Annotated in this window: 21 protein-coding genes and 1 pseudogene; 14 read left to right on the top strand and 8 right to left on the bottom strand. The window is 41.9% G+C overall.

Going from position 1 to position 26,004, the window contains the following annotated elements:
* The first annotated feature begins 92 nt into the window (after positions 1–92).
* Positions 93–776 (top strand): response regulator transcription factor, encoded by a 684-nt coding sequence (locus L3V33_RS01880; protein WP_004731200.1) that lies wholly within the window; start codon positions 93–95, stop codon positions 774–776.
* A gap of 368 nt (positions 777–1,144) precedes the next feature.
* Entirely contained in the window at positions 1,145–1,492 is a 348-nt protein-coding gene (locus tag L3V33_RS01875) for a cytochrome c (RefSeq protein WP_114635282.1), read from the top strand.
* Positions 1,493–1,538: 46 nt separating this feature from the next.
* Here L3V33_RS01875 and L3V33_RS01870 read toward each other — a convergent pair whose 3' ends face one another.
* The 3 genes from L3V33_RS01870 to L3V33_RS01860 all read right to left on the bottom strand — a co-directional run bounded on the left by L3V33_RS01870 (position 1,539) and on the right by L3V33_RS01860 (position 4,627).
* Positions 1,539–2,984, bottom strand: coding sequence for a pyridoxal-dependent decarboxylase (locus L3V33_RS01870; RefSeq protein WP_237288838.1), 1,446 nt, complete (start codon positions 2,982–2,984; stop codon positions 1,539–1,541).
* A 196-nt stretch (positions 2,985–3,180) separates the two neighbouring features.
* A complete protein-coding gene (locus tag L3V33_RS01865; protein ID WP_237288837.1) occupies positions 3,181–4,191 on the bottom strand; it encodes a helix-turn-helix transcriptional regulator in 1,011 nt (336 codons plus the stop codon).
* Between the two features lie 115 nt (positions 4,192–4,306).
* Positions 4,307–4,627, bottom strand: a complete 321-nt coding sequence (locus L3V33_RS01860; RefSeq protein ID WP_237288836.1) for a hypothetical protein — start codon at positions 4,625–4,627, stop codon at positions 4,307–4,309.
* Positions 4,628–4,982: 355 nt separating this feature from the next.
* Between L3V33_RS01860 and L3V33_RS01855 the strand changes: the two genes are divergently transcribed.
* The 4 genes from L3V33_RS01855 to L3V33_RS01840 all read left to right on the top strand — a co-directional run bounded on the left by L3V33_RS01855 (position 4,983) and on the right by L3V33_RS01840 (position 9,536).
* A complete protein-coding gene (locus L3V33_RS01855; protein ID WP_114635278.1) occupies positions 4,983–6,089 on the top strand; it encodes an HlyD family secretion protein in 1,107 nt (368 codons plus the stop codon).
* Positions 6,079–7,074, top strand: coding sequence for a DUF2955 domain-containing protein (locus L3V33_RS01850; protein WP_237288835.1), 996 nt, complete (start codon positions 6,079–6,081; stop codon positions 7,072–7,074). Before L3V33_RS01855 ends, L3V33_RS01850 begins: the two co-directional genes overlap by 11 nt.
* 216 nt (positions 7,075–7,290) lie before the next feature.
* Positions 7,291–8,226, top strand: a complete 936-nt coding sequence (ylqF, locus tag L3V33_RS01845; RefSeq protein WP_054545545.1) for a ribosome biogenesis GTPase YlqF — start codon at positions 7,291–7,293, stop codon at positions 8,224–8,226.
* Between the two features lie 284 nt (positions 8,227–8,510).
* Complete coding sequence (locus L3V33_RS01840; protein WP_171329618.1) at positions 8,511–9,536, top strand: GGDEF domain-containing protein; 1,026 nt, start codon at positions 8,511–8,513, stop codon at positions 9,534–9,536.
* 149 nt (positions 9,537–9,685) lie between these two features.
* Here L3V33_RS01840 and L3V33_RS01835 read toward each other — a convergent pair whose 3' ends face one another.
* Entirely contained in the window at positions 9,686–10,231 is a 546-nt protein-coding gene (locus L3V33_RS01835) for a GNAT family N-acetyltransferase (RefSeq protein ID WP_004731280.1), read from the bottom strand.
* 166 nt (positions 10,232–10,397) lie between these two features.
* On the opposite strand from L3V33_RS01835, the gene L3V33_RS01830 reads away from it, so the two are divergent.
* The 6 genes and pseudogenes from L3V33_RS01830 to L3V33_RS01805 all read left to right on the top strand — a co-directional run bounded on the left by L3V33_RS01830 (position 10,398) and on the right by L3V33_RS01805 (position 15,928).
* Complete coding sequence (locus L3V33_RS01830; RefSeq protein WP_171329620.1) at positions 10,398–11,540, top strand: fatty acid desaturase; 1,143 nt, start codon at positions 10,398–10,400, stop codon at positions 11,538–11,540.
* A gap of 259 nt (positions 11,541–11,799) precedes the next feature.
* The gene (locus tag L3V33_RS01825) at positions 11,800–13,221 is read left to right on the top strand and encodes an endonuclease/exonuclease/phosphatase family protein (RefSeq protein ID WP_186733138.1); all 1,422 of its coding nucleotides are present in this window, start codon (positions 11,800–11,802) and stop codon (positions 13,219–13,221) included.
* A 182-nt stretch (positions 13,222–13,403) separates the two neighbouring features.
* The gene (locus L3V33_RS01820; protein ID WP_146457789.1) at positions 13,404–13,694 is read left to right on the top strand and encodes a putative quinol monooxygenase; all 291 of its coding nucleotides are present in this window, start codon (positions 13,404–13,406) and stop codon (positions 13,692–13,694) included.
* A gap of 30 nt (positions 13,695–13,724) precedes the next feature.
* Positions 13,725–13,856, top strand: a pseudogene (locus L3V33_RS01815) (transcriptional regulator); the annotation flags it as partial.
* A gap of 231 nt (positions 13,857–14,087) precedes the next feature.
* Positions 14,088–14,984, top strand: a complete 897-nt coding sequence (locus L3V33_RS01810) for a hypothetical protein (protein ID WP_146457787.1) — start codon at positions 14,088–14,090, stop codon at positions 14,982–14,984.
* A 191-nt stretch (positions 14,985–15,175) separates the two neighbouring features.
* Positions 15,176–15,928 (top strand): DUF481 domain-containing protein, encoded by a 753-nt coding sequence (locus tag L3V33_RS01805; RefSeq protein WP_171329719.1) that lies wholly within the window; start codon positions 15,176–15,178, stop codon positions 15,926–15,928.
* Positions 15,929–16,028: 100 nt separating this feature from the next.
* On the opposite strand, the gene L3V33_RS01800 is transcribed toward L3V33_RS01805, so the two are convergent.
* From L3V33_RS01800 to L3V33_RS01785, 4 genes are all read right to left on the bottom strand, one after another.
* Positions 16,029–19,106, bottom strand: a complete 3,078-nt coding sequence (locus L3V33_RS01800) for an efflux RND transporter permease subunit (protein WP_237288834.1) — start codon at positions 19,104–19,106, stop codon at positions 16,029–16,031.
* Positions 19,093–20,445, bottom strand: a complete 1,353-nt coding sequence (locus tag L3V33_RS01795; protein WP_237288833.1) for an efflux RND transporter periplasmic adaptor subunit — start codon at positions 20,443–20,445, stop codon at positions 19,093–19,095. Before L3V33_RS01795 ends, L3V33_RS01800 begins: the two co-directional genes overlap by 14 nt.
* Before the next feature lie 194 nt (positions 20,446–20,639).
* Positions 20,640–21,833, bottom strand: a complete 1,194-nt coding sequence (locus L3V33_RS01790; protein ID WP_237288832.1) for an outer membrane protein transport protein — start codon at positions 21,831–21,833, stop codon at positions 20,640–20,642.
* Positions 21,823–24,027, bottom strand: coding sequence for an alpha/beta fold hydrolase (locus tag L3V33_RS01785; RefSeq protein WP_237288831.1), 2,205 nt, complete (start codon positions 24,025–24,027; stop codon positions 21,823–21,825). The genes L3V33_RS01790 and L3V33_RS01785 overlap by 11 nt, the downstream gene beginning before the upstream one ends.
* 357 nt (positions 24,028–24,384) lie before the next feature.
* Between L3V33_RS01785 and L3V33_RS01780 the strand changes: the two genes are divergently transcribed.
* Both L3V33_RS01780 and L3V33_RS01775 read left to right on the top strand, forming a co-directional pair.
* On the top strand, positions 24,385–25,104 hold the full coding sequence (locus tag L3V33_RS01780; RefSeq protein ID WP_237288830.1) for a winged helix-turn-helix domain-containing protein: 720 nt from the start codon (positions 24,385–24,387) through the stop codon (positions 25,102–25,104).
* Positions 25,097–25,603: a hypothetical protein gene (locus tag L3V33_RS01775; RefSeq protein ID WP_237288829.1), complete on the top strand. Its 507-nt coding sequence runs from the start codon at positions 25,097–25,099 to the stop codon at positions 25,601–25,603. Before L3V33_RS01780 ends, L3V33_RS01775 begins: the two co-directional genes overlap by 8 nt.
* Positions 25,604–26,004: the final 401 nt, after the last annotated feature.

The raw sequence follows: 26,004 nt of genomic DNA, 5'->3' as shown, positions 1-26,004 counted from the left end.
ATGTAATTATATAAAAAGTGAGATATGCAACTCAATTATATAAAATCTATCATCATACAATCAAACGTGATTTTTCAGTTTCGGAGTAAATTATGTATGAAAATAAAAATAATTTAAAGCACATACTCCTGGTAGGTGACAACGGTATTAACAACCAGTTTATTCAACGAGAAATAGGGAAATACAGTGATTTTTCTTTTAGCAGAGAATGTATTTTAAGCATTGAGCGCTCTCGTAATCATAAAACGTTCGATGTCGTTCTCATTAGCTACTTACTCTTGGAAAATATCGAAGATATCAACATCATCTTATCAAAAATAGAGTCCAGTAAATGGGTAGTCTATGACGTTCCCTCAGATATTACCGGACAGAGTATTACCGTAATGCAACTATTCAACCTGTTTAATATAAAGGGGATGATTTATCAAGATGCTCCTATTGAACACCTTACACGTTGTTTAAAAACAGTATGTGATGACGATCTATGGCTACCTAGGAAGTTAATGTCACATATTTTATCCAATGCGTGCTCTTATACTTTCAAGTCTCAGGTAATACTGTCTAACCTGACGAAAAGAGAGGCTCAGATATTTAAACGAGTTGTCAGAGGAGATTCAAATCTAGAGATATCAAGCGAACTATTTATTTCAGAAAGCACGGTAAAAACGCACGTATACAACATATACAAAAAAATAAATGTCACCAATAGAAAAGAAGCGATAAGAAAAGCACATTTTATCAATAGTTTAGAGACTATTATACAACCAGACATATAGTTGAAATTATGAACATAAAAATGCCGATTGCAGTTTTTTTTCAAACAGACGTATTAGAATTTAAGCCCTTGAAAGGTGACCTGATATTATTCAGTTCCTCATAGAATCACTGTCAGGCTAATAAACGAAGTTTAAATCGAATCGTCTGTGGTTTAATCACATTTTAAAAAGTAGAAAAACATCCCGCCCTATAAAATACGAGTCGAACCTGTTAACTCACGGAAACATCACTTCTGCAGCCCCTCTACTTACCTAACAGAGCAAAAAGTACGCTTTAACTGTTAACACCATTAGCATCTATAGCAATTCAGACTTGAGCTTCCCCTTAGGGTAAGCCTTATTGTTATGTTTTTAACTGGAGTAAAAACATGACTTATCAATCCTTCGCTTTACTATTACTCACTCTTTCCCCTAGCCTTCATGCCTCTGATTTTGGCGATCCTGAATTGGGTAAAATGAAATCACCAAGTTGCGTTTTCTGTCATAACCCCACGGGTGAAACAAGTAACACTGATTACCCCAAACTTTCGGGTCAAAATTCAACTTACCTCTATAACACGATGAAAGCATACCAAAGCGGAAATAGACAAGGCGACTACGCAGAAATGATGCGAGTTCAGCTCAGTAAGCTCGATGATCAAGACTTGAGAGATATAGCAGCTTTTTATTCATCTCAAGATAGTGGTTCCATAACTCATGTATTAGATGGAAATTAGTAAAAAGTCCCAATATTCAATTGGGACTTACTCTCTGAGGGATGAATTAAGAGGCTGCATTATCCATAAATTCTTTCTCCGTCAGGTATGCTTCAACAATCTTCTCAGCAGATAGGTCGATGTCTTCAGTCGAAGTATGGCAGCTCAGAACAGAGAACAGCATCGTCTTCAAGCCTTTGTAACCCGAAGTTGATGGATATAATGTTCCCTCTTCCTGTAAACGGTGAACTACTCGATCTGTTAGTTCATTGCGGTAAGTGTCATCGCCTTCACCAAATTGTGCTGAGAAACGATTAGAAATAACATCATTCAAAATCGTAATACCTTGCACGGATGAAAGCTTATTCGCCATACGCTGAGCTAACTCAGTACAACGATCAATGTGTTCAACAATCCCTTCTTTGCCTAATGATTTGAACGCTGCATACACAGGAACTCCACGTGCTCTTCTTGATGCAGAAATACCAAAATTAATCGCATTTCGATCTGGTTTTTCCATTGCATCATTAAGGTAGTCACCCATGTTACTACCGCCCATCGCTTTAGATAGTGCCGCTGCATCTTTTACGATGATCATTCCACTGTCATACGGCATGTTGAACCATTTATGCCCGTCAGTATCAATAGAATCTGCGCGTTCAATACCTGCTAATAAGTACTTTTGTTTATCACTTGCGGCAGCCCATAAACCAATTGCACCATCTACGTGAAGCCACGCGTTGCCGTGGTTCTCGACAGCATCAGCCAATTCATTAAATGGGTCGAAAGCACCGGAATCAATACAGCCAGCTTGAGCGCAAACAAGCGTTGGGCCTTCTAAGCCTGAAATAATTTCTTTTAAGTTATCTGGGATAATACGTAAGTTATCGTCGGTTGGTACTTTGACAATCGTTTCAAGACCAATGCCAATCATGGATAGCGCGCGCTTGATCGTTGAATGAATTTGATCACTGACAACAACGCTAATACGAGGAGCTCCAAACAAGCCTTTTGTCACCACATCCCAACCAGCGCGTTCAAGCAGTGTATTGCGGGCAGTAATCAAACCGGTGTAAATCGCTTCTTGAGCACCAGAAGTGAAACCTACCGCCGTACCTTTATTTAAACCTAGTAGCTCAACCATCCACTCTGCAGCTGTTTCTTCAACAACAGACATAGCAGGGCTAGAAACGTAATAAGGCACATTTTGGTCCCAAGCACTCACGAGCCAATCGGCTGCTAGTGAAGCGGGAAATGAACTGCCAATCGCGTACCCAAAGAAACGTGCACCACCAGATGCCATTAAACCAGCATCGACATTCTTTACCATGTCATTAATCACTTGTGATGGGTCTGTTGGTCGCAATGGTAAATCCCCGCCGATAGCTTCACGTAACGCTTGTGAGGTTGTACCTTTGTCTACCGGTCTATCTGCTAAAGATTCTAGGTAAGAAACTGCATGTTTGAGAGAGCTTTCAAGTGGTAAGCGATATTCATTAAAACGGTGTGACATGATGATTCCTCTATTTGTTGTCTACCCAATCATGTTATTGGATCAGAGCGTTTAGGAATTGTCATATCGCGCCACGGGAATGCGATTTAATAAAGTTCATATATCCAGCACAAAAACGAGAAACCAAAGACGAACTTTTCTAATCAATGTATAGAGTTTTGAGTCAATCATATAATTACCCCTCACTGACAGAAAACTATAAACCTTGATGTTGGCTGCGGAACTGTGAAGGAGTAAACCCTGTTTTGCGTTTAAAGAAACGAGTGAAGTTAGCAGATTCACCATACCCGATATTGGTTGCTATTGACGTTATTGAGTCGTCCGAGTACTTCAGCCGAACCTGAACTTCATTTAGAATAAGATCATCCAATACTTCGCGATAAGTTACACTTGCGCCGAATAAGCGCCTCTGGATAGTCCTAGGACTCATTCCCAGTATGTTCGCAGCCGTTGATATGGGTAACTTTCCCATCGACAAATATGGTTGCATGGCATGTTTGAATGAGCACAAAAAATCACTAGGTATACTTTCTCGATCTATGACCTCTCTTCCTGAATTTTTTATTAAGTTAACTTTTTGACTCAAAATTTTGTTATTTAGACGAATACCTGTGACTGAGCGGAGTGTAAAAAACTGAACATGTGCTAACTGTGAGCATTCAAAAAAGCACTCCGTATGTGGGCTGACAATTGTCACATACTTTTCTTTGCTGTTGTGTTTTGTCAAAGCTGTTATCAACTCATCCAGGAAAATGAACGAGAATATTTCCGCGTACTTAAACCAGTCTTGTGTCGCACCCTCTTTTTCGCGAACTAACCAGTAACAATCATTATGGAGCTTTAACGATATTTTAACTCCGCTTGAGTAATATCGAATGATTTCACAGAATTCTTCTAGCGCTTCTTTTACAGTGCCCTCCCTTGCTTTAACCAACTGAGCAATCACGCCCGGTATATAGGTGTTCTTACACATTAACCAAACACGAGTCACAAATGTGTCCAACGAAACACTTTCACCAAACATTCTGATTATGTTGAGTAAAACAGTCTCAGGTATAAACGGGAATTCACATCTTTGTATGTCAACCGGTGCTTTAACACCAGTAATCAAAGAATAAACATTAATATCTCTTTCACTAAAGAGTTCAGCCAGGTCATGAACACAATCTGTGCGAACAAGTGGTACTCCTCTATTCGGTAACGCCATACGTTAGGACCTTCTTTATAATTAGATGTTTCTCGTTTGATATGTTGACAGTCGTGCCTAAGAATTAGAAAACCCCTTACTTGGCAAATCAAATAAGGGGTTAGATTCATACTATTTAGTTATATTTAATATAAAGCACCTTTCGTAGGCTATTGCATCGACTCTTATCCAGAGGGTCTCCTAAATAATCGCCACCTTCTGCAGCCCTTTTCATTAATAACGCTCTTGCACGTTCATCACTAAGTAGATCTCGGTACTTTTCATAGGTTTTCAGTTTGAGAATTTTATATTTCGAATTTTGGCTAGGGTCAGAAAAGTTATCGTAGCAGTAATTCATAGCACCTGAGTTTGCGCCAATCTTACTGGCATCTGTGATTGCATACGCGTTGGAAGTCAACACAATCATAGAGAATGCGAGAATCTTTATCAGTTTCATATCCAGTACCCTTTAACGTTAATCTTGTTTCAATTGCAGTTCTCGAACCTCTTAATTGGCTGCAATTGATGTTCAAAATCCATGTTAATCATTCATCTAACGTCATGCTTGCCATTTGGTGACACATCAAAAATAACCAATTTAATTAATACCGATTTGACTCTGCCTAGCATATGTTTCAATTTCATCACGAAAATAAAAAAACCAATGTCACGACATGGCCATTAAATCAAGATATTTGATCTTATTTTTATCTTAAAAATGGTTCACTCTCTCATTAATAACGTGATGGTTCATTGATGGGAGTAGAACACCTAACTCCCTACATATCAGAATCTTAAATTGAGAGCCTCACATGTCAGAAATAAAAAAAATCGGCACTGAAACGCAAAAAAAGAAACCAATCAATAAAGTAAAAATAGCGACAAACAGTCTGTTGGCATTCACCATACTTTCTATTGGTATCGCTGTAGTTTCAGACAGGATTATTCCAACTACCGACAACGTTAGAGTTGAAGGCAACGTCATTTCCTTAAAACCACAAGTATCAGGTTTAATAGAACAAATTAATATTACAGCAAACACTAAAGTAGAGAAAAATGACGTGTTGCTCAAAATTGTCTCTACCGACTATGAGATAGCCGTTAAACAAGCAGAAGCAAAATTGAAGATAGCCGGACAGCAAGTTGGGGCGCAAATGGCCAGTATTATTTCCGCTCAAGCACAACTCACGACATCGTTAGTTGCACAACAAAATGCTCGGCGTCAGGGTCAACGAGTATTAGCGATGGCAGACAAAGGGGTTGTATCAAAGTCAGATGCAGATACAACACGTGCCACGATTGATAAAGCTAATGCTGAGGTCATGAACGCTCACGCTAATCTAGAAAAAGCTAAAGCTCAAGTGGGTTCAGAGGGAGAGGAAAATGCACAAATACAATCAGCACTACTTGAATTACAAAAAGCCCAATTAGACTTATCGCGCACAACCCTATCAGCGCCTTCAGATGGTGCGGTAACCAACTTGAATTTATCAGAAGGTTCATACGCTTCTTCAGGCTCTCCATTAGTCACCTTCGTCGAAAGCGACAATTTATGGCTTGAAGCTTATTTTCGAGAGAATAGTCTCGGTAACATAAAGCCAGGCGATGATGTTGAAATCGCATTAGATCTTGCTCCAGGCACTACGTTCAAAGGCACAGTTTCTTCAATCGACCTGGGAGTCACATGGGGTAAAAACGAACAACTTGGCGACCTTGCGAGTGTACAAAACCAAAATGGATGGTTAAGAGACACACAACGTATTCCAGTTACGATCAAAATAAACGAACCATCAGCGATCCAATCAATGCGAATTGGAGGCCAAGCAGATGTCATCGTTTATACTGGCGAAAACACTCTATTCAACCTACTTGGAAAATTCTGGATTAACGTAGTGAGCTTGTTCTCTTATGTTCGATAAAATAGAACAAGCACAAGAGCGTAGGATTTTTCGCTACGTCACGACAGTCGGCTTGGCAACATTCCTTGCACTATGGTTTAACTGGCCATTAGCTTTTTGTACGCCACTTCTGACCGCAAAATTTATCACTGGTAAACCTCAATTTCATATTCTCCATGTCAAACAGTTGGCCTATGCGCTTCTATCCACCGCTGTAATTGGATTCGTAGTATCAACGGGGCTACCTGAGTATAAAATTGCCTTTCTTTCTATACTCACACTCGGGATGCTTTGGGCATACTATTTATTTACCGACCCTAAATGGGTCATGTTCGCAACATTCTTAATGATCGAACTGATATTACTTCCATCTATAACGATAATCGATCAAGCATCCGCGCTGAATGTAGGAATCGGTTTTGCGTTTTCAGGCACTTTGGCCGTCGCTTTGTATGCCCTTTCACACGTTTATTTTCCCGAAGAAGAGAAGACGGACTTTGTTGGCTTTCCCGTATCTCCACTTACCAAAGAAATGCGATGGACAGCCGCTATACGCGCATGGGTGATTTCATTTCCACTCGTATGCTTTTACTTCTATTTTCAACTTTCACAGATACTGCTTACCGTTGCATTTGTAATGTTATTATCGTTAATGGCAAGCAGCGAAACGTCCGGTAAGACCGCGTTATTTTTCACAGTAAGTAACATCCTCGCAGGCCTGATTTCATTCGTCACTTTTCTCATCATATCTTTAGCACCTAATATGTATGTATATATGATGGTTGTACTCAGTGTCATTGCGCTTTTCGGAATAAAGATTTATACCGTTCCACAAAAGGCGCCTATATATATTACGGCCTTTACCGGATTCAATGTACTTATGGGAACATCAATAAGCAGCGGCGCGTTGGATGACAAGTTTTACGTTCGTATTTTCCAGCTATTTTTAGTCTTGCTATACATGGTATTTATGACCTATTTCTTAGAGTCACGAACTAGGAAATAACCCGTCAAAAATCAACTTTCAGTCGTTCGTACAATCTCATCCATTGTTACTAGGTGTTGTTAAATGGCTGGGAAACTCCTGCCATATCTAGTCATGTGACAGCCACAGCCCCTAGATAACACCGTAAAGACATAGCTTCAGGTACAACATAGCGCTTTACACGCCCTAGCGAACCCTTACAATGTGCAGCAAATATATTTATCAAGGTTTATCTCTATGTCTATTCAATGGTTTCCGGGTCACATGCATAAAGCCCGCAAAGAAATCGAAGAAGTTATCCCACAGGTTGATGTGATCATCGAAGTACTGGACGCTCGTATCCCGTTCAGTAGTGAAAACCCAATGATCTCTTCACTGCGCGGCGATAAGCCTTGTGTAAAAGTGTTGAACAAGCGCGACCTTGCCGATCCTGAGCTCACTGAGCGTTGGATTGAGCACTTCGAGAAAGAGCAAGGCGTTAAAGCGATTGCGATTACTACTAGCGTAAAAGAAGAAGTTAACCACGTGATGGAGCTGGTACGTAAATTAGCACCGCACCGTGAACAAATGGGTAAGAACATTCGCACGATGATTATGGGCATCCCTAACGTGGGTAAATCGACCATCATCAACTGTTTGGCTGGACGTACGATTGCGGTAACGGGTAACCAACCTGCTGTAACTCGTCGTCAACAACGCATCAACCTGCAAAACGGCGTGATCCTTTCAGATACTCCTGGGATCCTTTGGCCTAAAGTAGAAAACCCACACAGCGGCTTCCGTTTAGCTGCGACTGGTGCGGTAAAAGATACAGCAATGGAATACGACGAAGTGGCATTCTACACAGTCGAGTACTTAGCGAAGCAGTACCCTCACCTTTTACAAGAACGCTACCAAATTGAAGAGCTGCCAGAGTCTGACATCGAATTGATGGAAGCAATTGGTCGTAAGCGCGGTGCACTTCGTGCAGGTGGTCATATAGACATTCACAAGTGTTCGGAAATCCTACTTCACGAACTTCGCAACGGTACTTTAGGTAAAGTAACGCTAGAACTACCAGAGATGATTACCAAAGAATTGGTTGAAGTAGAAGAAGCGGCTGCGCTGAAAGCTGAGCAACAGATTAAGAAGAAAGAAGAGCGCCGTAAACGTTACTTGAAGAACAAGCGCTAATCGCTATTAGTTTTTGTTAATCTGCATTAGTTTCTGTTAACCAGTCTTACACCAACCTCTAATATATTCACGCTCTATCGATAATAGGGCGTGAATATTGCGTTCTACCGTTTGTTGATCTAGCTAACATACTGACAAATCTATAGAAACGGTCATTTACAATCCCAAAGACTGTGACATACTACGCAAATTATTGTGTATCAATCTCGGTTAGTTTCTCAATGCGCTCTTATTCTGGGTTCAAGAATCAAAGATTTAAAACCTATTTCGATAATGAAATTTATTTGCCGTATATAAATTTCATCTACATTCCAATCTCAATATTCTGTGCTTTCATTGTTACCGACTACATCCACTTTGGTACAGAGTGCGTAACCCCTATCATTTTCCGAGTCATACTTTTTCTATTGATGATGGCCGTCGCCAGATACTGCATTACAAATAAACCCAACGTTTTAGAACTCGTAGAAAGTACCTTCCTTGTAATTAGCTCGCTTTTCTTGGTCTATGTAGGTCGACTCGCTATTGAGTTGAACAATTTCGATTACCAAGGTGGCATCATTCTCGTAATGATCTACATCGGAACCTTTTCAAGACTGTCTGCTAAATACAGCATCACTACTCTGTCGTTTATGTTTTTGGCTTATCTCATCGGCCTTGCTCCAATACTTTATGAGGCAGAGCCAAAGCATGAGATCGAAACAATTTCCGTTTATATTTCAGCTTACATCCTAATCTCAGCGGCCTGTATAAGGCGAGACTTAGAAGTACACAAACGTTTTGCTCAATCCGAACAACTGCGTAAACAAGCAATACAACTCCGCAAGCAATCTAATATGTTTGAAGCCCTTTCTTATCAAGATGCGCTAACGGGTTGCTACAACCGCCTTTATCTTCATCAGGTGATCGAACCAAGCATAGACCGTCAGTTATCCATAACATCGATCATGATAGATATTGATCATTTCAAATCGATTAACGACACCTACGGCCACCAAATGGGTGATATGGTGATCAAAGAACTGGCCGATGAGATTCAAAAAAGGCTACCAACCAGCAGTAACTGCTTTCGATACGGCGGTGAAGAGTTTTTAGTGATGGTCCAAGGAGAAACTGAGGCTTCAATTGAATCGCTAGTTAACTCCCTATTAGGATCTCCTTCTCTCCTTCGGTTAGAAGTAACGATTTCAATCGGTGTGAAACATGCGTCACAGGCTCTCGGCTCTGTCGAACAACTTATCGACGATGCCGATCAAGCACTCTACATTTCGAAGAAAAGCGGTAGAAATAAGATCACATGGAGTGATTAATCACACAGTATTTCACGCGCGTTAGCGATTCATTATAACGACCATTAATCCAATCAAAAAAGCCCCGAACAATTGAATGCTCGGGGCTTTTGTCTTCGTTCTTCGGCTTTAAAGTGACTTCAGTATATAGTTACTTAAATAAGAAGCTACTAAGAATACACAACGCTCGCTGTTTTCTGTTCAAGTTCAACGGGAGAGCTCCAAGAAATCACTTTTTCATTCACTTGGCTGCCACATGGTGCGTTCCAAACTTGCTCTAGTTCTTCTTTGCCACCAATTGCCTGATAAAAAGCAATCGCTTGGTGGTTCTCAGACATCACCTCTAGGTAAAGCCCCGAATCAGAATAGTATTGCTGCAACCACTTTGATAATTCAGACAATAGACGCTTGCCAACACCACGACCGTGGTAATTATTGTCTACGTGTAACGCATCAATGAACGTGCCACGTTCAAAGTTGTGATTACCAAACGCGCAGACGAAACCAACCAGTAAACCGCCTTCTTCAAGCAATAAAACATGTTGGTTGAAAGGAGGATTAATCAAACGAGTCTGCCAAATAACAGATCTGTCCTCCAGAACATCATTTTCTAGGTAATCATCAGCAAGAATGCCACGGTAATATAGCTTCCAGCTATCCGCGTGTAATTGGGCAATCCGCTCATAATCTTTATATTCAGCTACCTTAATTTCCATTTATTAGCCCTTAGTACTTCCATTTATGACTTGCTACTACATTTCACACTACCTTTATACAATATTTAAGCAAAACATACTAATACACGTTTACACTTTCAATATTGACTTACACGTGTACGCTGATATTCTAGCGAACAGATGTAAGCTCAATGGAAATTTACTAATGAATAGTGCCGATAAACCATCAACAAAAAAGCCACCACTAATCTGGCTCAATATTTTTGTATTCTCTTTTAGCATGCTGTTAGCTGTTGTCGCGGCTCCCGTTTATGGCTACTTTTTTGGCTATGGTATGGAGCACTGGATATGGCTAGCGATCTGTTTTACGTTCTGTAATCTTTCTATCACGACGGGTTATCACCGCTTATGGTCACACAAAGCATTTGAAGCGCATTCAAGCCTAAGATTTCTATTTGCATTAGGTGGCGCATTTGCTCTACAAAACAGCGCGCTACACTGGTCTTCTGATCACCGTGTGCACCACAAGCATGTCGATAACAACGACAAAGACCCATACTCAGCAAAACGTGGCTTTTGGTATTCGCACATCGGCTGGATGATTCGTAATTACAATACTGCAATGTACACAGATTACGAAAATTGTCGCGACCTGAAGAAAGATAAGATTCTTATGTGGCAGCACAAGCACTACGTTTCATTAGCATTGCTTATGAACTTCGGTGTTCCAATCGTATTAGGTGTAATTTACGGAGACGTACTTGGCATGTTGTTAATTGTGGGCGCTGTTCGTTTGGTACTTAACCACCACACAACTTTCTTCATTAATTCTCTTGCTCACATCTGGGGCAGCCAACCTTTTACCGACAAAAACACAGCGCGTGACAACGGTGTGCTAGCGGTACTCACTTTTGGCGAAGGCTACCACAACTTCCACCACATCTTTGAGAACGACTACCGTAACGGCATCTACTGGTGGCAATACGATCCAACTAAATGGTTGATTAAGAGTGCTTCTTTAATGGGCTTAGCAAGCAAGCTTAAGAAAACGCCTCAAGCTCGCATCGAAAAAGCCGAAGCATCAATGTTATTAAAGCGCACGCAGCAAAAAATCATGCACCGTGCCGATAAGCAACAAATCGCGGAAAAGCTTCAACAAGAATTCGATGCACTTGTATCAAACATGAACGAATACTACGAAGTCAAAAAGCAGCTAATTGAAAGTAAACGCGAAGATGTTGTGAAAAAGTACGAACACTCAGTACTTAAGGTTCGTTACCAACAAATCAAAATGAATTTTGAACAGCAGAAGAAAAATTGGGCTATGACAGTGGAACAGTACGCTTAACCTTTTAATAACATATTCTTTTTTATCAAGCGCCTAGGCTCAAACTGTCTCGGCGCTTTCTGGTTTTTATGACCCTATTGGCGATTTGGGTTGAGTAAAAACTCTAATCAAAAATGGACCAATGTCAAATATCACACATACAGTGTAAGAAAACGTTTTCTTACATTACCAACTGTGACAAGAGTCACTTACAGGATTTCATTTTGTAACATAAAATGCGCGCCCTCCTATTCCACGGACTACAAAAGCGAATCATTTTATGAAAATGTTAAAAACATCACTAGCGCTAGCAATCTCTACTACCCTTTTATTCGGCTGCGGTGACGAAACAACTAATAACTACTACCCTCAAGAACCAACCGTACCATCTTCTACAGAAGCTAAAATCGCCGTATTCAACCTGTCTTTTGACCGTTATACCTACGAAGATCTTGTAGCTGAAATGAAACTGACTAAGCCAGAGCAAGACGCATTGGTTGAAGGCTGGGAAAATGATACTTTGTCTGAAGAAGCCAAAGCCACCGCTCTTAAAGTAATCCAGATTCGTAACGTAGCTGCAATCATCCAGACTGAACGCCCAGAAGTAATCATGATGGCGGAGTTTAACAACGATGGTACCGCTGAAAATAACGATGCTCTTATCGGTTTCCGCTTGAACTACCTATCTGTATCTCAAAATTCAAATAGCTTTGATCAAGACGGCACTCAGTTAGATCCAATCGTATTCCAGTACTTTGCCAACTTCGCGACCAACACTGGCCTTTTAAACGAATTTGGTTTTGACCTAGATAATGACGGTAATCCGGGGCAACTACCAGGCGATGCATGGGGCTTTGGTACCTACCACGGACAATATGCGTTCGCTCTAATGTCTATGTATGAAATTGATCACGACAACATTCGTACTTTCCAAAAGTTCAAATGGAGCGATATGCCTTCGGCTACCATGCCAACTATCACCAACTGTAACGATTCTTGGAACCCTATCCCAGATGGCATGGAGTGTGGTGACGACTGGTATACTGCTGAAGAGTGGGCAGAAGTTCGCCTTTCTTCTAAAAACCACGTTGATGCACCAATCCTAATCCCTCAAGAAGACGGTACCTCAGAGACGATTCACCTACTTATGTCTCACCCAACGCCACCTATTTTCGACACGGGTAAGAACAAGGTTCAAAATGCAGATGAAGTTAATTTCTGGGTCGATTACATCGATGGTCAAAGCTACATGTACGACGATAAAGGCGTGACTGGCGGATTAAGTACAGACGCTAAATTCGTTGTTATGGGCGACCTTAACGCTGACCCTCTTAAAGGTGATGGTGATTTGACAGCAATCAATGCACTGATGGACCACGACAAAGTTAATCGGTTAGCGACGTTCGGTCCATTAGCACCTGCCAGCCTTGGTGGCCCAGAATGTCTAGCTCTTGGCGAATGTAAAGAAGCAAACTGGGATACTCCATACCCTGGTCAAGTGACCAGCACGAGCGGACTACGCCTTGATCATGTTGTACCATCAGAAAACCTAACGATTTCAGACTCTGGTATTTACTGGCCAGCAACGTTCGAAGACGGCCGTCTATTAATGAATGACGAACGTGTAGGTAATTACGGAAACGGTAAGGACATATCTTCTGACCACCGTATGGTTTGGATTAAAGCAGAAATCAACAACTAATACTTTCGAATAAACTCTATCATCCATGTCCGACTATTATAGTCGGGCATTTTTTATTAAAGAGACTGGCTTTAATTATGGATTAAAGTATCCATAGTAATTGGATCTAGCCAATCTTTACCCCTCTCATTCAACTGCTTATATTAATTACACTTACCGAGTGGAACACTGAGGAATAAAGAATGAGCAAGCTGACTATTATTGCAACAATCGTATCTAAAGAAGATAAGATTGAGTTAGTTAAATCAGAGATGATTAAATTGATCGACAAAACCCGTGTTGAAGATGGTTGTATAAATTACGACCTGCACCAAGATAACAGTAACCCAGCTCATTTTGTATTTCATGAGAACTGGGAGTCGGAAGTTCATCTAGAGAAACACTTAGCGAGCCAACACATTGCAGAGTATGTAGCTGCGACTGAAGGTTGTATTGAAACCTTCGTGCTTAATAAAATGACGCACATAGCCTAACTAGCCAATGCAGCACTGATATAAGTGACAAACCCTGCTCAACCGATTATTGAAAAGCGCACTCGTGGTTACCTTGCCAATAATACGGTGTTTGAATACAGCCGTAACTACTTCACGTCTAACGATTACCGATTTACTTTGGTCGCAAGACGCCAAAGATAATACTCATCAGCGAGTTTCTATAGTCGTAATATGACCAACACAGAGAGCGCCTGTTCTCTGTGTTTCTATGCTGTTATCTCAATCATAAACCTAACTTTCTCCCCAAAATATTCCTAAACCAATGTCAAGCAACCTCACGAAAGATCATTCACGTTCATTTAAATACTGTTCGCGCACTTTGAACATAAACTAAGCGCCAAATGACAAAAACAACAGTCGACAGGAATGTAGATGAATACCAAACAACTTGAGGACGCTGTAAGCGAAGTGAGCTTATTCAATCAACACCTCCACTTAATCCAATCCGTGCATACCATTCCGACCCCAAAAATGAATTGGGAGTCGATTGCGATGGAACCTGCGCCGGCAATGCCAACGGTCCGATTCGATCATAAAGTCAAAGCCATGGAAGCACTCGATGAGTACAAGCCTAACTGGCTAGATATGCTGTTGGGCAGCAAGTCGAAGTTGTACACACTGACCAACAATATTGAGCGTGCCGCCGAGAAAGACATCGAACAATACAAAACTGAGTTTGTAAGTTGGGTTCAACACTACAGCTACTGGGCCAAAGGTAATCAGTTGTCGAAAGGCATTTTAAACAACGATAGTGGCGCCAAGCTTTCTGCCCTTTCAGAAGCGCAACAGAACCCTATAAACGCCGCGGTAGTCGACACCAAGCTGATAAACCATAACTTTAATACCTATAAGAATGGGCACCTGTTAGAAGTCAATATTCAGGTTAATAAGCACAACGTGATCCCAAAAGAAAAAAAGGTATTGTGCCAAGGCGAAGTAAAGTTAGAAACCTTATCCCTTTCAGACAGCAACACCTTATATCGTGAGTATGTGTGTAGCTGTATTCTTAAATGCGCGCAAGATGCTTTCAACGTCTTGCCTGAGACGAGCGTCTTAATCAATGTTGAACAGGTTTTAGCTGACTATTCGAGTGAGACCATTGTTTCATGCCATGTCGAACAGGGATTACTCGAGTTCCTATTAGTCGAAGATGATAAACCCTCTGAGATACTTGAATTTTTCGTTCACATTGAAGACTTCAATCCTCATCGAGGTAACGGGTTTTCAGCGATCAAAACGATCTTTTCGCCTTTGCCTATCGCGTCGTAACTCACTCGACCTTACGGTTCAATCATTGACTGCTCATCACGACTAACTCTTGGTTGGTCGTGTTCAATCACCTTATAAACCAAACCATTATGTCAACACACACTATCTCACAAACAACGCGCCCATTAACAAGCACAGTTTCATACACACGTTCCCTAGCAAAGCTACCTATAGTTCTAATCGCTATCTCTATGCCCGTATTTGCCGAAGAGGTTGATGAAGTGGTACTCGAAGGCGACGTCGTATTAAGCGAAGGTTCTGAGTTAAAAGAAGAAGCTGAAGAATCTCCTTTTACAACCCTGACTAAGCTTGGGTTTATCTACTCGCAAAACACCAGTTCATCCTTGTCTATCAATTCTGGGATATCCGTTGGCTACAAGAAAGAAAACTGGGGGCAGCGAGTTCAGTTCGACACCTACTATACCGATGCTGAAAATGATGAAGATGGTACTAATCGTTATACCACCAACTATGGCATCAGCTATGACTTAAACGAAGTCACCTATTTGGTTGCGACAACACGTTTTGAACACGACCACTTTGGTACCTATCGTAAGCAGTTCATTGCAGCTACCGGACTAGGTCGTCACTTTTACGATACCGAAAGAATTAAGCTTCAAGGATCGGCGGGCCCGGGTTATCGAATCAGTAAACGACAATCCTCCGATGAAGAGTTCCCCAACAAAGAGAACTATGAACTGATCGTTAATGCCAGTGTTGATGGCTCGCTAACGCTCACAGAAACTTTTTCTATGGGTGCAACCGCTAACATGGCTTACGGTGAAGAGAACACCAACTACAACCTTAAGGGCTATCTAAAGAACATTCTGATGGGCAATTTAGCGCTAACCTTTGATACTGAATATATCTACAACACAACTGTTGCCTCAGACCAAAGCAACGCCGAAATCTACAGCTCAATGAATCTAAACTACGATTTCTAACCGTCCGCACCGCTCATTTCGCTTAATCTAGAAACCCCCATAGCAAAAGGCCCTCACAACGAGGGCCTTGAAGTATCTAGCTTAAACTTAAAGTATATCGCTATGCTGCTTTCGTTCTCAAGCAAGCTAATATGTCCGTCTGTTTTAGGTTCGCCATACCGACGTAAGCCACTGGCACTAAGAACAGCGAGAAGAAAGTTCCGGCAGTCAAACCTCCGACCAACACTAAACCAATATTGATACGGCCTAATGAACCCGGACCATCCGCTAGTGCCAGTGGCAATGAACCGAGGATCATAGTGAGTGATGTCATCAAGATAGGACGCAATCTTGAACGCGCACTGCTGATCGCCGCCTCTTGAGCACTTGCACCCGATTTACGTTTCTCGTTAGCAAATTCCACCAGCAAAATACCGTGTTTGGTCACTAAGCCTACCAAAGTCAGCAAGCCGATTTTTGAGTAGATATTAAGGCTTTGGCCAAATATCGATAGCGTCAGAATCGCACCCACGATACACAACGGAACCGTTAGCAAAATGATCATTGGATCAACAAAGCTTTCAAATTGCGCCGCCAGAATCAGGAAGATGAAAATTAACGCCAATACAAACAACACCTGTGCACCGGCTGTTGAATCAACGAGGTCTTTTACAATTCCATTGAATTCGTAGCTCTGTGCAGGTTTCAATAGGCTTGGAACGGTATCATCAATGTAGGCTTTCACATCGCTCGCTGTGTATCCGGGCATTAAGTCAGCCGTAATTTCAGCGCTGTCTTTACCCATAAACGTCTTAAAGTTAGATTCTGATGTCACTTGTTTAATCGATACAAACTGAGATAAAGGAAGCCTTTGGCCAGACTGTGAGTCCACATACAGCTTATCGAGCACCTTGAAATCGCCAAGATCACTAAGATTTACTTGAACTTGAATTGGGTACGTATAGCCATCATCCGCTTGTAGATCTGCCGCCTTCACTGATCCTAAGAAAGTAGATAGCGCATTGGTGACATTACTGTAATCCACACCAGACAATACGATAGCATTGCGGTCAATCGACAAGTCATAACGCAATTGGTCACGCAACATCGAATTTTTAATGTTGGTCACGCCCTCATAACTCTCAAGCGCCTCCACCACCTCATTCGCCGTTTCCGACAATACGGTGGTATCACGGTTAACCGTCGTTAACTCTAGGATCATATTAGTGGCAATGTTCAAGTTATCAGCCGAGCGAACCTTGAAAGACATGCCATAAGCAGAGACCGAACTTTGCGCTTTAGCGATAAACTCGTTCACCAACTCATCAGCTGACTGGTCACGCTCGCCCCATGATTTCAATAAAACGTGATTGGTCGGAGTCCCTTCGATGTAAGATAAATTCGCTTCTACTGAATTATCACCTTTGAACACACTGTTAAGTTGCTCGTTGTTGTCTAGGTGATACTGACGTCCGACTCCTGTAGGAGGCGTTGAAGTGACCTCAACAAAACCAGTATCTTCCGTTGGAAGCAACACTTGAGGCATTGTCCAAACCGCCAAAGCAGATAGAGCAATCAATGCCAAGGCAATACCACTCATCAGTGTTTTACGCTCAAACCATTTGCTAAGTTCCTTGGTGTACAAGTCAGACAGAACATTCAGCTTCGCATCAACTTTTTTGTACCACCTTGCCGGCTTTGTAACTGGCTTCATTAAGTAAGCACACATCATGGGTGAGAGCGTTAAAGCCACAAACCCAGAGATGATCACTGCTGCTGCTAACGTGAAAGCAAATTGTCTAAATAGGTCGGCGGTTAAGCCCGACATCAAACCAATAGGGAGATACACGACCGCTAAAGTCAGCGTCATCGCTATCACAGGAAAGACGATCTCTCGGCACCCTTTGATTGCCGCATTAAAAGGGGTTTCGCCCTCTTCGATATGTCGGTAACAGTTTTCAGCCACAACAATGGCATCATCGACGACCAAACCAATCGCAAGAATGATGGCCAAGATAGTCAGCACGTTGATACTAAACCCAAGCACATGCATAACTGCAAACACACCAATCACACAGACTGGGATCGTGATAATAGGAATCGACGCCACACGAACTGAACCAAGGAACAACACGACAACGGCTGAAACAAGAACAATCGCCTCAACTAAAGTCATAAAACCTTCATCAATCGCAGTTTTAATGAAGTCGGCTTGGTTATAAACCATCTTCATCTCAATGCCTTCTGGCAACTGAGGCTGAATCACGTCTATTTGCTTCTTAACCTTATTGGCAACAGTCACTGGGTTTTCACTTTTCAGTGGCAGTACCTGAATCGACATTGCTAAGTTGTCATCGACTCGAAGAATACTCGGGGTTAAGCTTTCTTCTCCCATTTTAACTTCTGCAATATCGCCGACACGAATGATCTTGCCGTTATCAACACGAATCACCAAATCTCGCACATCATCAACACTGGTCACTTGGTTGACCGGGTTAATAGAGAAATCTCTCACCTGACCTTTGATAGTACCCGCGGTAAATGTCGCGTTGTATGAGCTTAATGTACCAACTACATCCGATGCACTCATGTTAAGCGCCATCATGCGATCGGGTTGAAGCCAAACACGCACCGCCTTTTCACTGCCGCCGTACGGTCCCCAAATACCGCCAACGCCTTGTATATGCTTAAACTGAGGCACAACCTGTTGGCTAATGTAGTCGTACATATCTTGCTTCGACATCTTGCCAGTATTGACAAAAGTGATGATGTTACTGGGCATACTGGTGTCAGAAGAGTCATCCGTTACCGTTGGCTTATCCGTCATACTTGGTGGAAAATCGCCAATCGCTTCGACACTGCTGCGCAGGTTGTTCATCAAGCTGGTGTATTCGACATCATCAATGTCATCTTCAAAGATGATTTTTAGATTACACGTACCTTCCTGACAGTCCGTCGTCATGGTTTTCACACTGTCGAGACCGGTTGCAGCGGTAATCAGTTTGTCGGCCACGTTACGTGACATGAACTCTGCGCTCGCACCATTAATCGCCGCGGTTACGGTCGCTGACGGTGTTTTATGTTCAGGGAAATATTGGATCGATAATTTCTGAAATGACAGCAGGCCAAATAAAACAATTGCGATACTCAGTACTGAAGCAAAAACTGGATGCTTAATACAAATCTCAGGAAGCCTCATTCGGATTCTCCTTCGTTACGGCTTCCTTGCTCTGGGTTTCCTTACTTTGGATTTCCTTGCTTAACGTTTCCTGGCTTAGGGTTTCGCTCGATAACGGCTCAACAGTCGCGCTTGCCTCTGCTTGCTCGGTGTTTTCGTTGATCGCTTCGTCTACACCTTTCGATGCATCTGTCCAATCAACCGAAGGCTCTACCGGATGTTGTTCATCCACCTTTGTTACGCTCTTTTCTACTTTAGGCTCAACAGTCTGCTGAGTGTTTTCTTTGCCTGTCGGTTCCGTTATTAGCTCAACGGTTTTCTGCTCCGCATTAGGGTTCATTACCTTAACTAGAGACGCTTTCTTTAGGTTCTGTTGTCCCGTCACTACGACCTTATCACCCAGTTTCAAGCCTTTCTCGACAACAACGTATCCGTCGTTAGTATTTACGCCCAATTCAACAATGCGTTGTTCGATCTTTTCGCCATTCACAACCCACACAAAGCGCTCAGCATCTTTTGCTTGAACGGAATTTTGGGAAACCACCATCTGCGTTGTGTCTTCGCTCGTCATTTGGCTTACTTTGGCAAACATACCTGGAACCAAACGATGGTCTGGGTTGGTTACGTGCGCGTGTACTTCTACACGGCCTGAACTCTCATCCACCGCGGGGGCAATGTAATCCACTACGCCAGAAAAGGCTTCATCGACAAAAGCATCAACTTGGATGGAAACGTTCTGTCCAAGCTGCGCGTTACCTAAATCCGACTGTCCAATGGAATACTGAACTTCGACAGGATCGAGTTTGATCAAACTCACCAACGCGGTTGCGCTATCAATCTTACTGCCCACTGAGTGGGTAAAATTAGTTAACTGCCCATCAAATGGCGCTACCAATAAATAGTCATTCATCAGCGCTTCTTTCTGACGGTAATCCGCTGCTGCTAGATTCGCCTGCTCTCCCAGTTCTTCCACATCTTGTTGAGACATAGAGTCAGGCTGTTTCTTTAGTAATTCTTGTACTCGCTTTAATTTCGACTTTGCTAGCGCGAGCGAGCTTCTTGCTTTGTCTAAATCGGCTTTCGCTTTGGTATTGTCCAATTGAGCGATGAGTTCGCCTTTTTTAACTGAATCTCCATCTTTGAAATGGATGTTGAGAATTTTTTCGGAGGCACTAAATGTCAATGCAGCAGAGTCCGTTGCCCTGATTTTTCCAACTTCGTTGATTGAAGAAGTGAATGCTTGTTTGTGCGCTTTTTCGATAGTCACAGGAATCAAGTTCGAGTCTTGGGCAAACGATGGAGAGATATGTAAGGCAAACAGTGCCAGACAGATTGTTTTACTAAGCTTTGTAAATTTCATTTTTAATAACCATAACCGTTGAATTCGTCTGAATTAAAACGTTTTTCTAAGCAGCTATTTCTTACTTAATGAGCTTCCAGCTATTTAAATAATGCTAAAACAGCTAATAATGAGAAAAGGGCTCAACTCACTGTCGAGCCCTGCAATTTTTATATGATTCCTAAATTTTTACGTTCTGAACTCCAAAGTAAAAGTTAAAAACGATGCTGATATTGAACACCAAGCAAGAGAGCATCGGCAGTCACATCAGCAGTTATATTGGAACTCGTTCCTGGAATCGTCGTCAGGTTTTCGTCAATATCTTGTGATTCTCCGATGATAAATCCGACTCCAACGTCCACAGAGCTGGCAGCCGTGAAGCTATATGTCCCTCCAAATGTGAGCCAGTGTCGGTTTACATCAGGTATAGACAAGGATGTAAGTTCATCGGTCGGTGAAATGTCGTACATGTAGCCCGCTCGTAGAACGATGTCCTTTGACATGCTGTATGTACCACCGACAGAAACATGCCCTGCATCTTTCCATTGATACTCTTTGATCGATTCGTCATAAGAGTCAGATGTTAGCGAGTCAAATTCAGACCAGTTCACCCACTGCAGGCTGTAGTGAAAAGCCCACTGATCGTTGAGTTGGTGCCAACCGGAAAACTCTAGAGTGTCTGGTAACGGGACATTCATTTTGTCAGCAGAAACGCCTGCTTTAGTGATGTCACCTTCCACTGCGATATCTGGGCTGTAACGGTAACTAATACCGAACTTGTTATGTTCGTTGACTTGGTAAGTCGCACCAACATTCGCACCCAGACCGAAACCGTCCGCATCTACATTCAACAAGCCCTGACGGTAGATCTCACCCTCACCGTAGATAACATCCAGCCCAACACCTAAGTTGATTTTTTCAGACAACTCATAAGCAACAGCAAAGCCAACGTTGATACTGGAAAGCGCCGTTTTGCCCCCAAACTCATCGGCTTCGAACGAGTTATCAAATTCGACATCGGTACCAAAGTTGGAGTGAACCGTCGCACCTAATGTGAACTTTGAATCTTCGATAGGATGAACATAATGAATGTTTGGAACTAATGTCCCTGCGTCTAATGATTGGTCATCCAACATTTCAGTATCACCAATCATTGGTGTGTAGCTAACACTCGACACATCAATACCACTATCGATATAGATAGCGCCGACAGAGAGTGTTGGTTGCTCGATGTAAGCCATCGCAGCACTGTTCTTAGCAACAATCGCAGCGCTATCGGCTATCACAGCATCACCCGCGAATGCACGACCTAACCCTGTTGCGGACTGTGCATTAAGTTGAAAACCGGCCGCGTTAGTCAGGCAAGGAACAAGAGCAACTACAGTACCCAATAAAAGTTTATTCTTCATTTTGAGGCACCTCTGTTTCGATATGATCTTCGTTCACTATTTCGATTGAGGCACCCTTTGTTGTTACCATAGAGGCAACGGCGACCTGCTGAGTATTGGTCGCATCCCAAACAAAATTAAGCTCTTCTGAATCTGGAAACCCGGGTAATCCTGATTCGTCCATCGTTCCTTCATAAGGGAACAGGTAAGTACCATGTCCTCCCGTGGTCGTTCGAATGACCCCGCGAGTTTCAGTAGTAGTTAATGGTTGTCCTGTCGTGCCCGTAATTGGGGCCAATCCCAAAGCCTTAATAAGTGGCTCGGTTCCCGTTCTTATATTGTCTGGAGCTGAGTTGGGAACGACACTGTCTGGAATGTAATCCACGCCGACATCACATGAGTCACCGCAGTCACCTACAGCCGCCAACAATAACGTTGGTTGTTCGTTGTTGGCTTGACGAGATGTAAAACTCGCAGGATCTGAGCTGTCGATGGCAGCCTGAACTCCCTGCTTTAAACCAGTCACAAGAAGGTCATAAATATCATTTTCTAACTGGCTAACCGTAAGAGCATTTTCGGAAGATAAACTGACAAATTCGTTCAACGCCGAGATACATTGTTGATTGGTCGTATATGTCACGCAGCTTTCAGGAACAACTGTCTCAGCAATACTGCGCTGTACATCTGGGGATTTCTTAACACCCTCAGACATCTCAGGCCCTAAAGTTTGAGATGCTAAAGTTAGATTGGTGAGCCCCTGTCCTGGTACGACGAAGTTAACTGTTTTAAAACCAAACAAAGGGGAGTCTTGACTGAATTCACTCACCATGACAGACATGATTCCACCCAAGGAGTGCCCGACTAAGTGAATGTTTTTCTTATCAACCCATGGCTGACCATTCAAAGCAAAACGTAAACCTAAAAAATCCGAAACCGACTGTTGTAAATTGGAGCGAAGAGCAAGAGGCGAGTCGATATTGATGAAGAAAGATTTGTTCGCCTTAGCACTAATTTCAAGCCCATTTAAATCGTATCTCATGCGCTCACCATGATAAGGCATATCAATAGCCACCACCGCAAAGCCCTGTGTTGTATAATCTTTTGCCATTAGCGAAGCGGCAGACTTATCAGCTGTAACGCCATGAACAAAAACCACCGTCGGTAGCTGCTCGATTCCATCCCAACGAGCTGGGGTGTAGATATCAGCATTGATAATTTGTGACTCTACGGCAATTGGAAGTGGGTCATCTTTAGTAGGAAAGCCACCAGAGCTTGTTTTCATCCATTCATATAACGGTGGGCATGATGCTTTAGGCTCGTATTGATCATAATTACATTCAGCCTCACGACTTTCAGTAAAAGGTAAATAAAATGGAAGCTTCAATTTTTGAGTATAAAGATCATATTTAGTCGTTTTATCTTCGACTAAAATGAGCTCTCGTGAGAAAGTCGTTCCTTCAGAAATATGGTTATCTCTCATCGCATCTAAAGTCGAATAAGCACTCTGCGTTGTAAACTGAGCGGCATACACAGGAACACCTTGTTCAGGAAAGTGCTTGTAGTATGCGTCCATAGCACTAAGTACTTGTTTCTGTAATTCAATATCTCTTTCACTTTCAAGGGGAACACCTGAATATAAAAGGTCATTGAAAGATTGCGCAGCTTGAAGCGACTCTCCAAATTCTGTTTTCACACCATCAGTTACAACGACTGAATAAATTTCATGAGGTTTGAGACTAGCTTCACATTGAATCTTAATATTTGAACCATCAGCTTCGACGCGAGTTGCAACTAATTCCCCACTCTCATCAATTAACACGACATTATTTAATAAAGAGTTGTTATCTAATGGATAACGTTTATCGGAATTAACACTTTGCAGAGGAATTAAAATCGGTTCTGCACAAAGGCCCCAGCCGTCTAATGCTGCGTATGAATTGTTGTAATCTTGATAATAGGCATCGTTAGCCGATGACATTACGACAGCGTCTTCTCCAATTCCCGAGATAGTTCCGTCTTCGTCATACCCATACCCATCATTCGGTTTTGGTAGTTCGTTAATGTTGTAAGGAACCAAAACTGAAACAGGTTCTTGAGTCGAGTCTTCAGACTGACAGCCGAGTAAGGCAAGCGTAATTAGTCCACATATATATGGCTTATTGAAATCTTTCAAAACAGCTCCTTCGTAGCTTTCGCATTTAACTGGTGTGGTCATGCGATTTATCGTTATTTGAGTTGCCAATTGAGTCGGAGGTAAGATCGACTTTTATTCGTAGAGAGCAAGGCAACACAGAGTTGGAATGACACGTTGATAAAACTACGTAAGAAATTTGAGCAGTTAACCCACACCCACTAAATCAGCGTCACCCGTTAATGATCCAATAGCTACTAACGGCAAGCACCTGAAACCGCATTAAACAACCTCAAAAAGGTATATAAGGAAATATAATTAGGTAAATAATTTACATTAATTCAGTCACTTAAATATAAAAGACAATGAAATCAGTAAGTTTATGTTTGTTGTAATATTTGTTATATTTAGGTTAGAACGCTTATAACAATGAGAACCCAGATGTCTGCTGAATTTATTATCAATGATGATATACAGATCAATTTAGAAGAGAGTGAAATCCATCACTTTAAGACGGGCCGTACCTACCCAATAGGTTCTAATGAATCAGAGCTGCTTAAGTTTTTTATCTCGAGACCCAATGAGGTGATCACTCGCCAAGTTCTGATTGAACAAGTTTGGGTGTCTAAAGGTATCTACGTTGAAGATGGCAGCCTAATGCAGACCATCTCGATTTGCCGAAAAGCATTAGAAGATAAGAGCGGGATGATCATCGTCACTGAGCGAGGTAAAGGCTACCGATTTGCAGGACAAGTGACACAAGACAAAGAACGCGCGCTGAGTAAAATTCAATCACAACCCAAACAAGAAATGAAACAACCTGAAGACAACACAGCGACAGATAGCATAGCGACAGAAAATTCAACAACCGAGAAAACGGCCGCAGCGATAAAAACAAACAGTGTACTAGCGCTGGTTGCATTATTTGTGGTGACTGCAGGTTTATCCCATTATTTATTTTCTTATTTAGATAGAAATAGCCTAGGCGAAGAGCTCGTGGGTCAGCATTTTATCTCTTGTAAAATCGAATCCGACGAATTCACTTTTAACGAGTTATTCAACGTCACGCTTTATGAATATAAGGAACGAAAAATCATCATCGATAATTCAGGAAAATCTCTGAGCTTTCCAGCAGGATTTAAAGGAGTGACTTGTGAATAACAAAAAGAATACAGCAATTTTTGTGGTACTGCTTGGCGTATTAATCGGTTGGCTTTCTACCTTTATTCCTAAGTCACACCTTGAAGGGCATTATTTAGCAAATACAGCATCGATTATTAACCCGTCCAATAATATTATTCATAACCAGTCTTCTATTAACATCGAATTTAAGAAGAATGACAGTTATGACCTATTATACGTGTCGACCAAGCAAGTCGGTTTTACTTCATCGGGATCTTACTCTGTCACTCAACACGACATCTCACTCGATGAGAACCAACACCAGCAAATCATCCCGAATCGCGAGTTATCGTTTTACGAAAAAGTCATGATAAGTGAAGGTTCTACCCTATCTTCTGACGCGATGCCTTACATTCCATTGAATAGAGAAGAGTTTTTACTGGTGACGCGCTATGGGATGATTCATTTTTGTAAGAAGGTAGTCTGCTCTGAGCTGTCAACGTATTCAAATGACATTCCTGACGTTGATATGAACTAAACTCACTCGCTATTTTTAACCCTAATTATACTTTAGTGCTAGCTTGTGTTTTAACGCTTACTTAGGGAAATAAGTAGGCGTTAAGCGTCAAAGCTAAGTAATCGTCAAAGCTAAGATTCTCACCTCTTTACTCCGATAAATACCCACTTCGTTACACATTCCCTTCCAAAGTACAAAAAACACTCAAGATTTATAAAATAACGCATCCATATGCAACTAGAACAACCAAAAGTGATCCAAGTTATATTCTAACGAGCTACAAAATTTGTTTATTAACATCTAAACAACAGTAGTTAATCACGATTTACAACCACAATTAACATCGAAAAAAATGTTTGTCTTAGATCATATCAACCTCAACTATGCCTCGTGCCACAGTGCAGTTTTCTGTACATTCATTG

Source organism: Vibrio sp. A2-1, from assembly GCF_021728355.1.
Lineage (GTDB): Bacteria > Pseudomonadota > Gammaproteobacteria > Enterobacterales > Vibrionaceae > Vibrio > Vibrio splendidus_K.
Note: the sequence above shows the minus strand (reverse complement) of the source record. Positions and strands in the feature narration are given on the sequence as shown.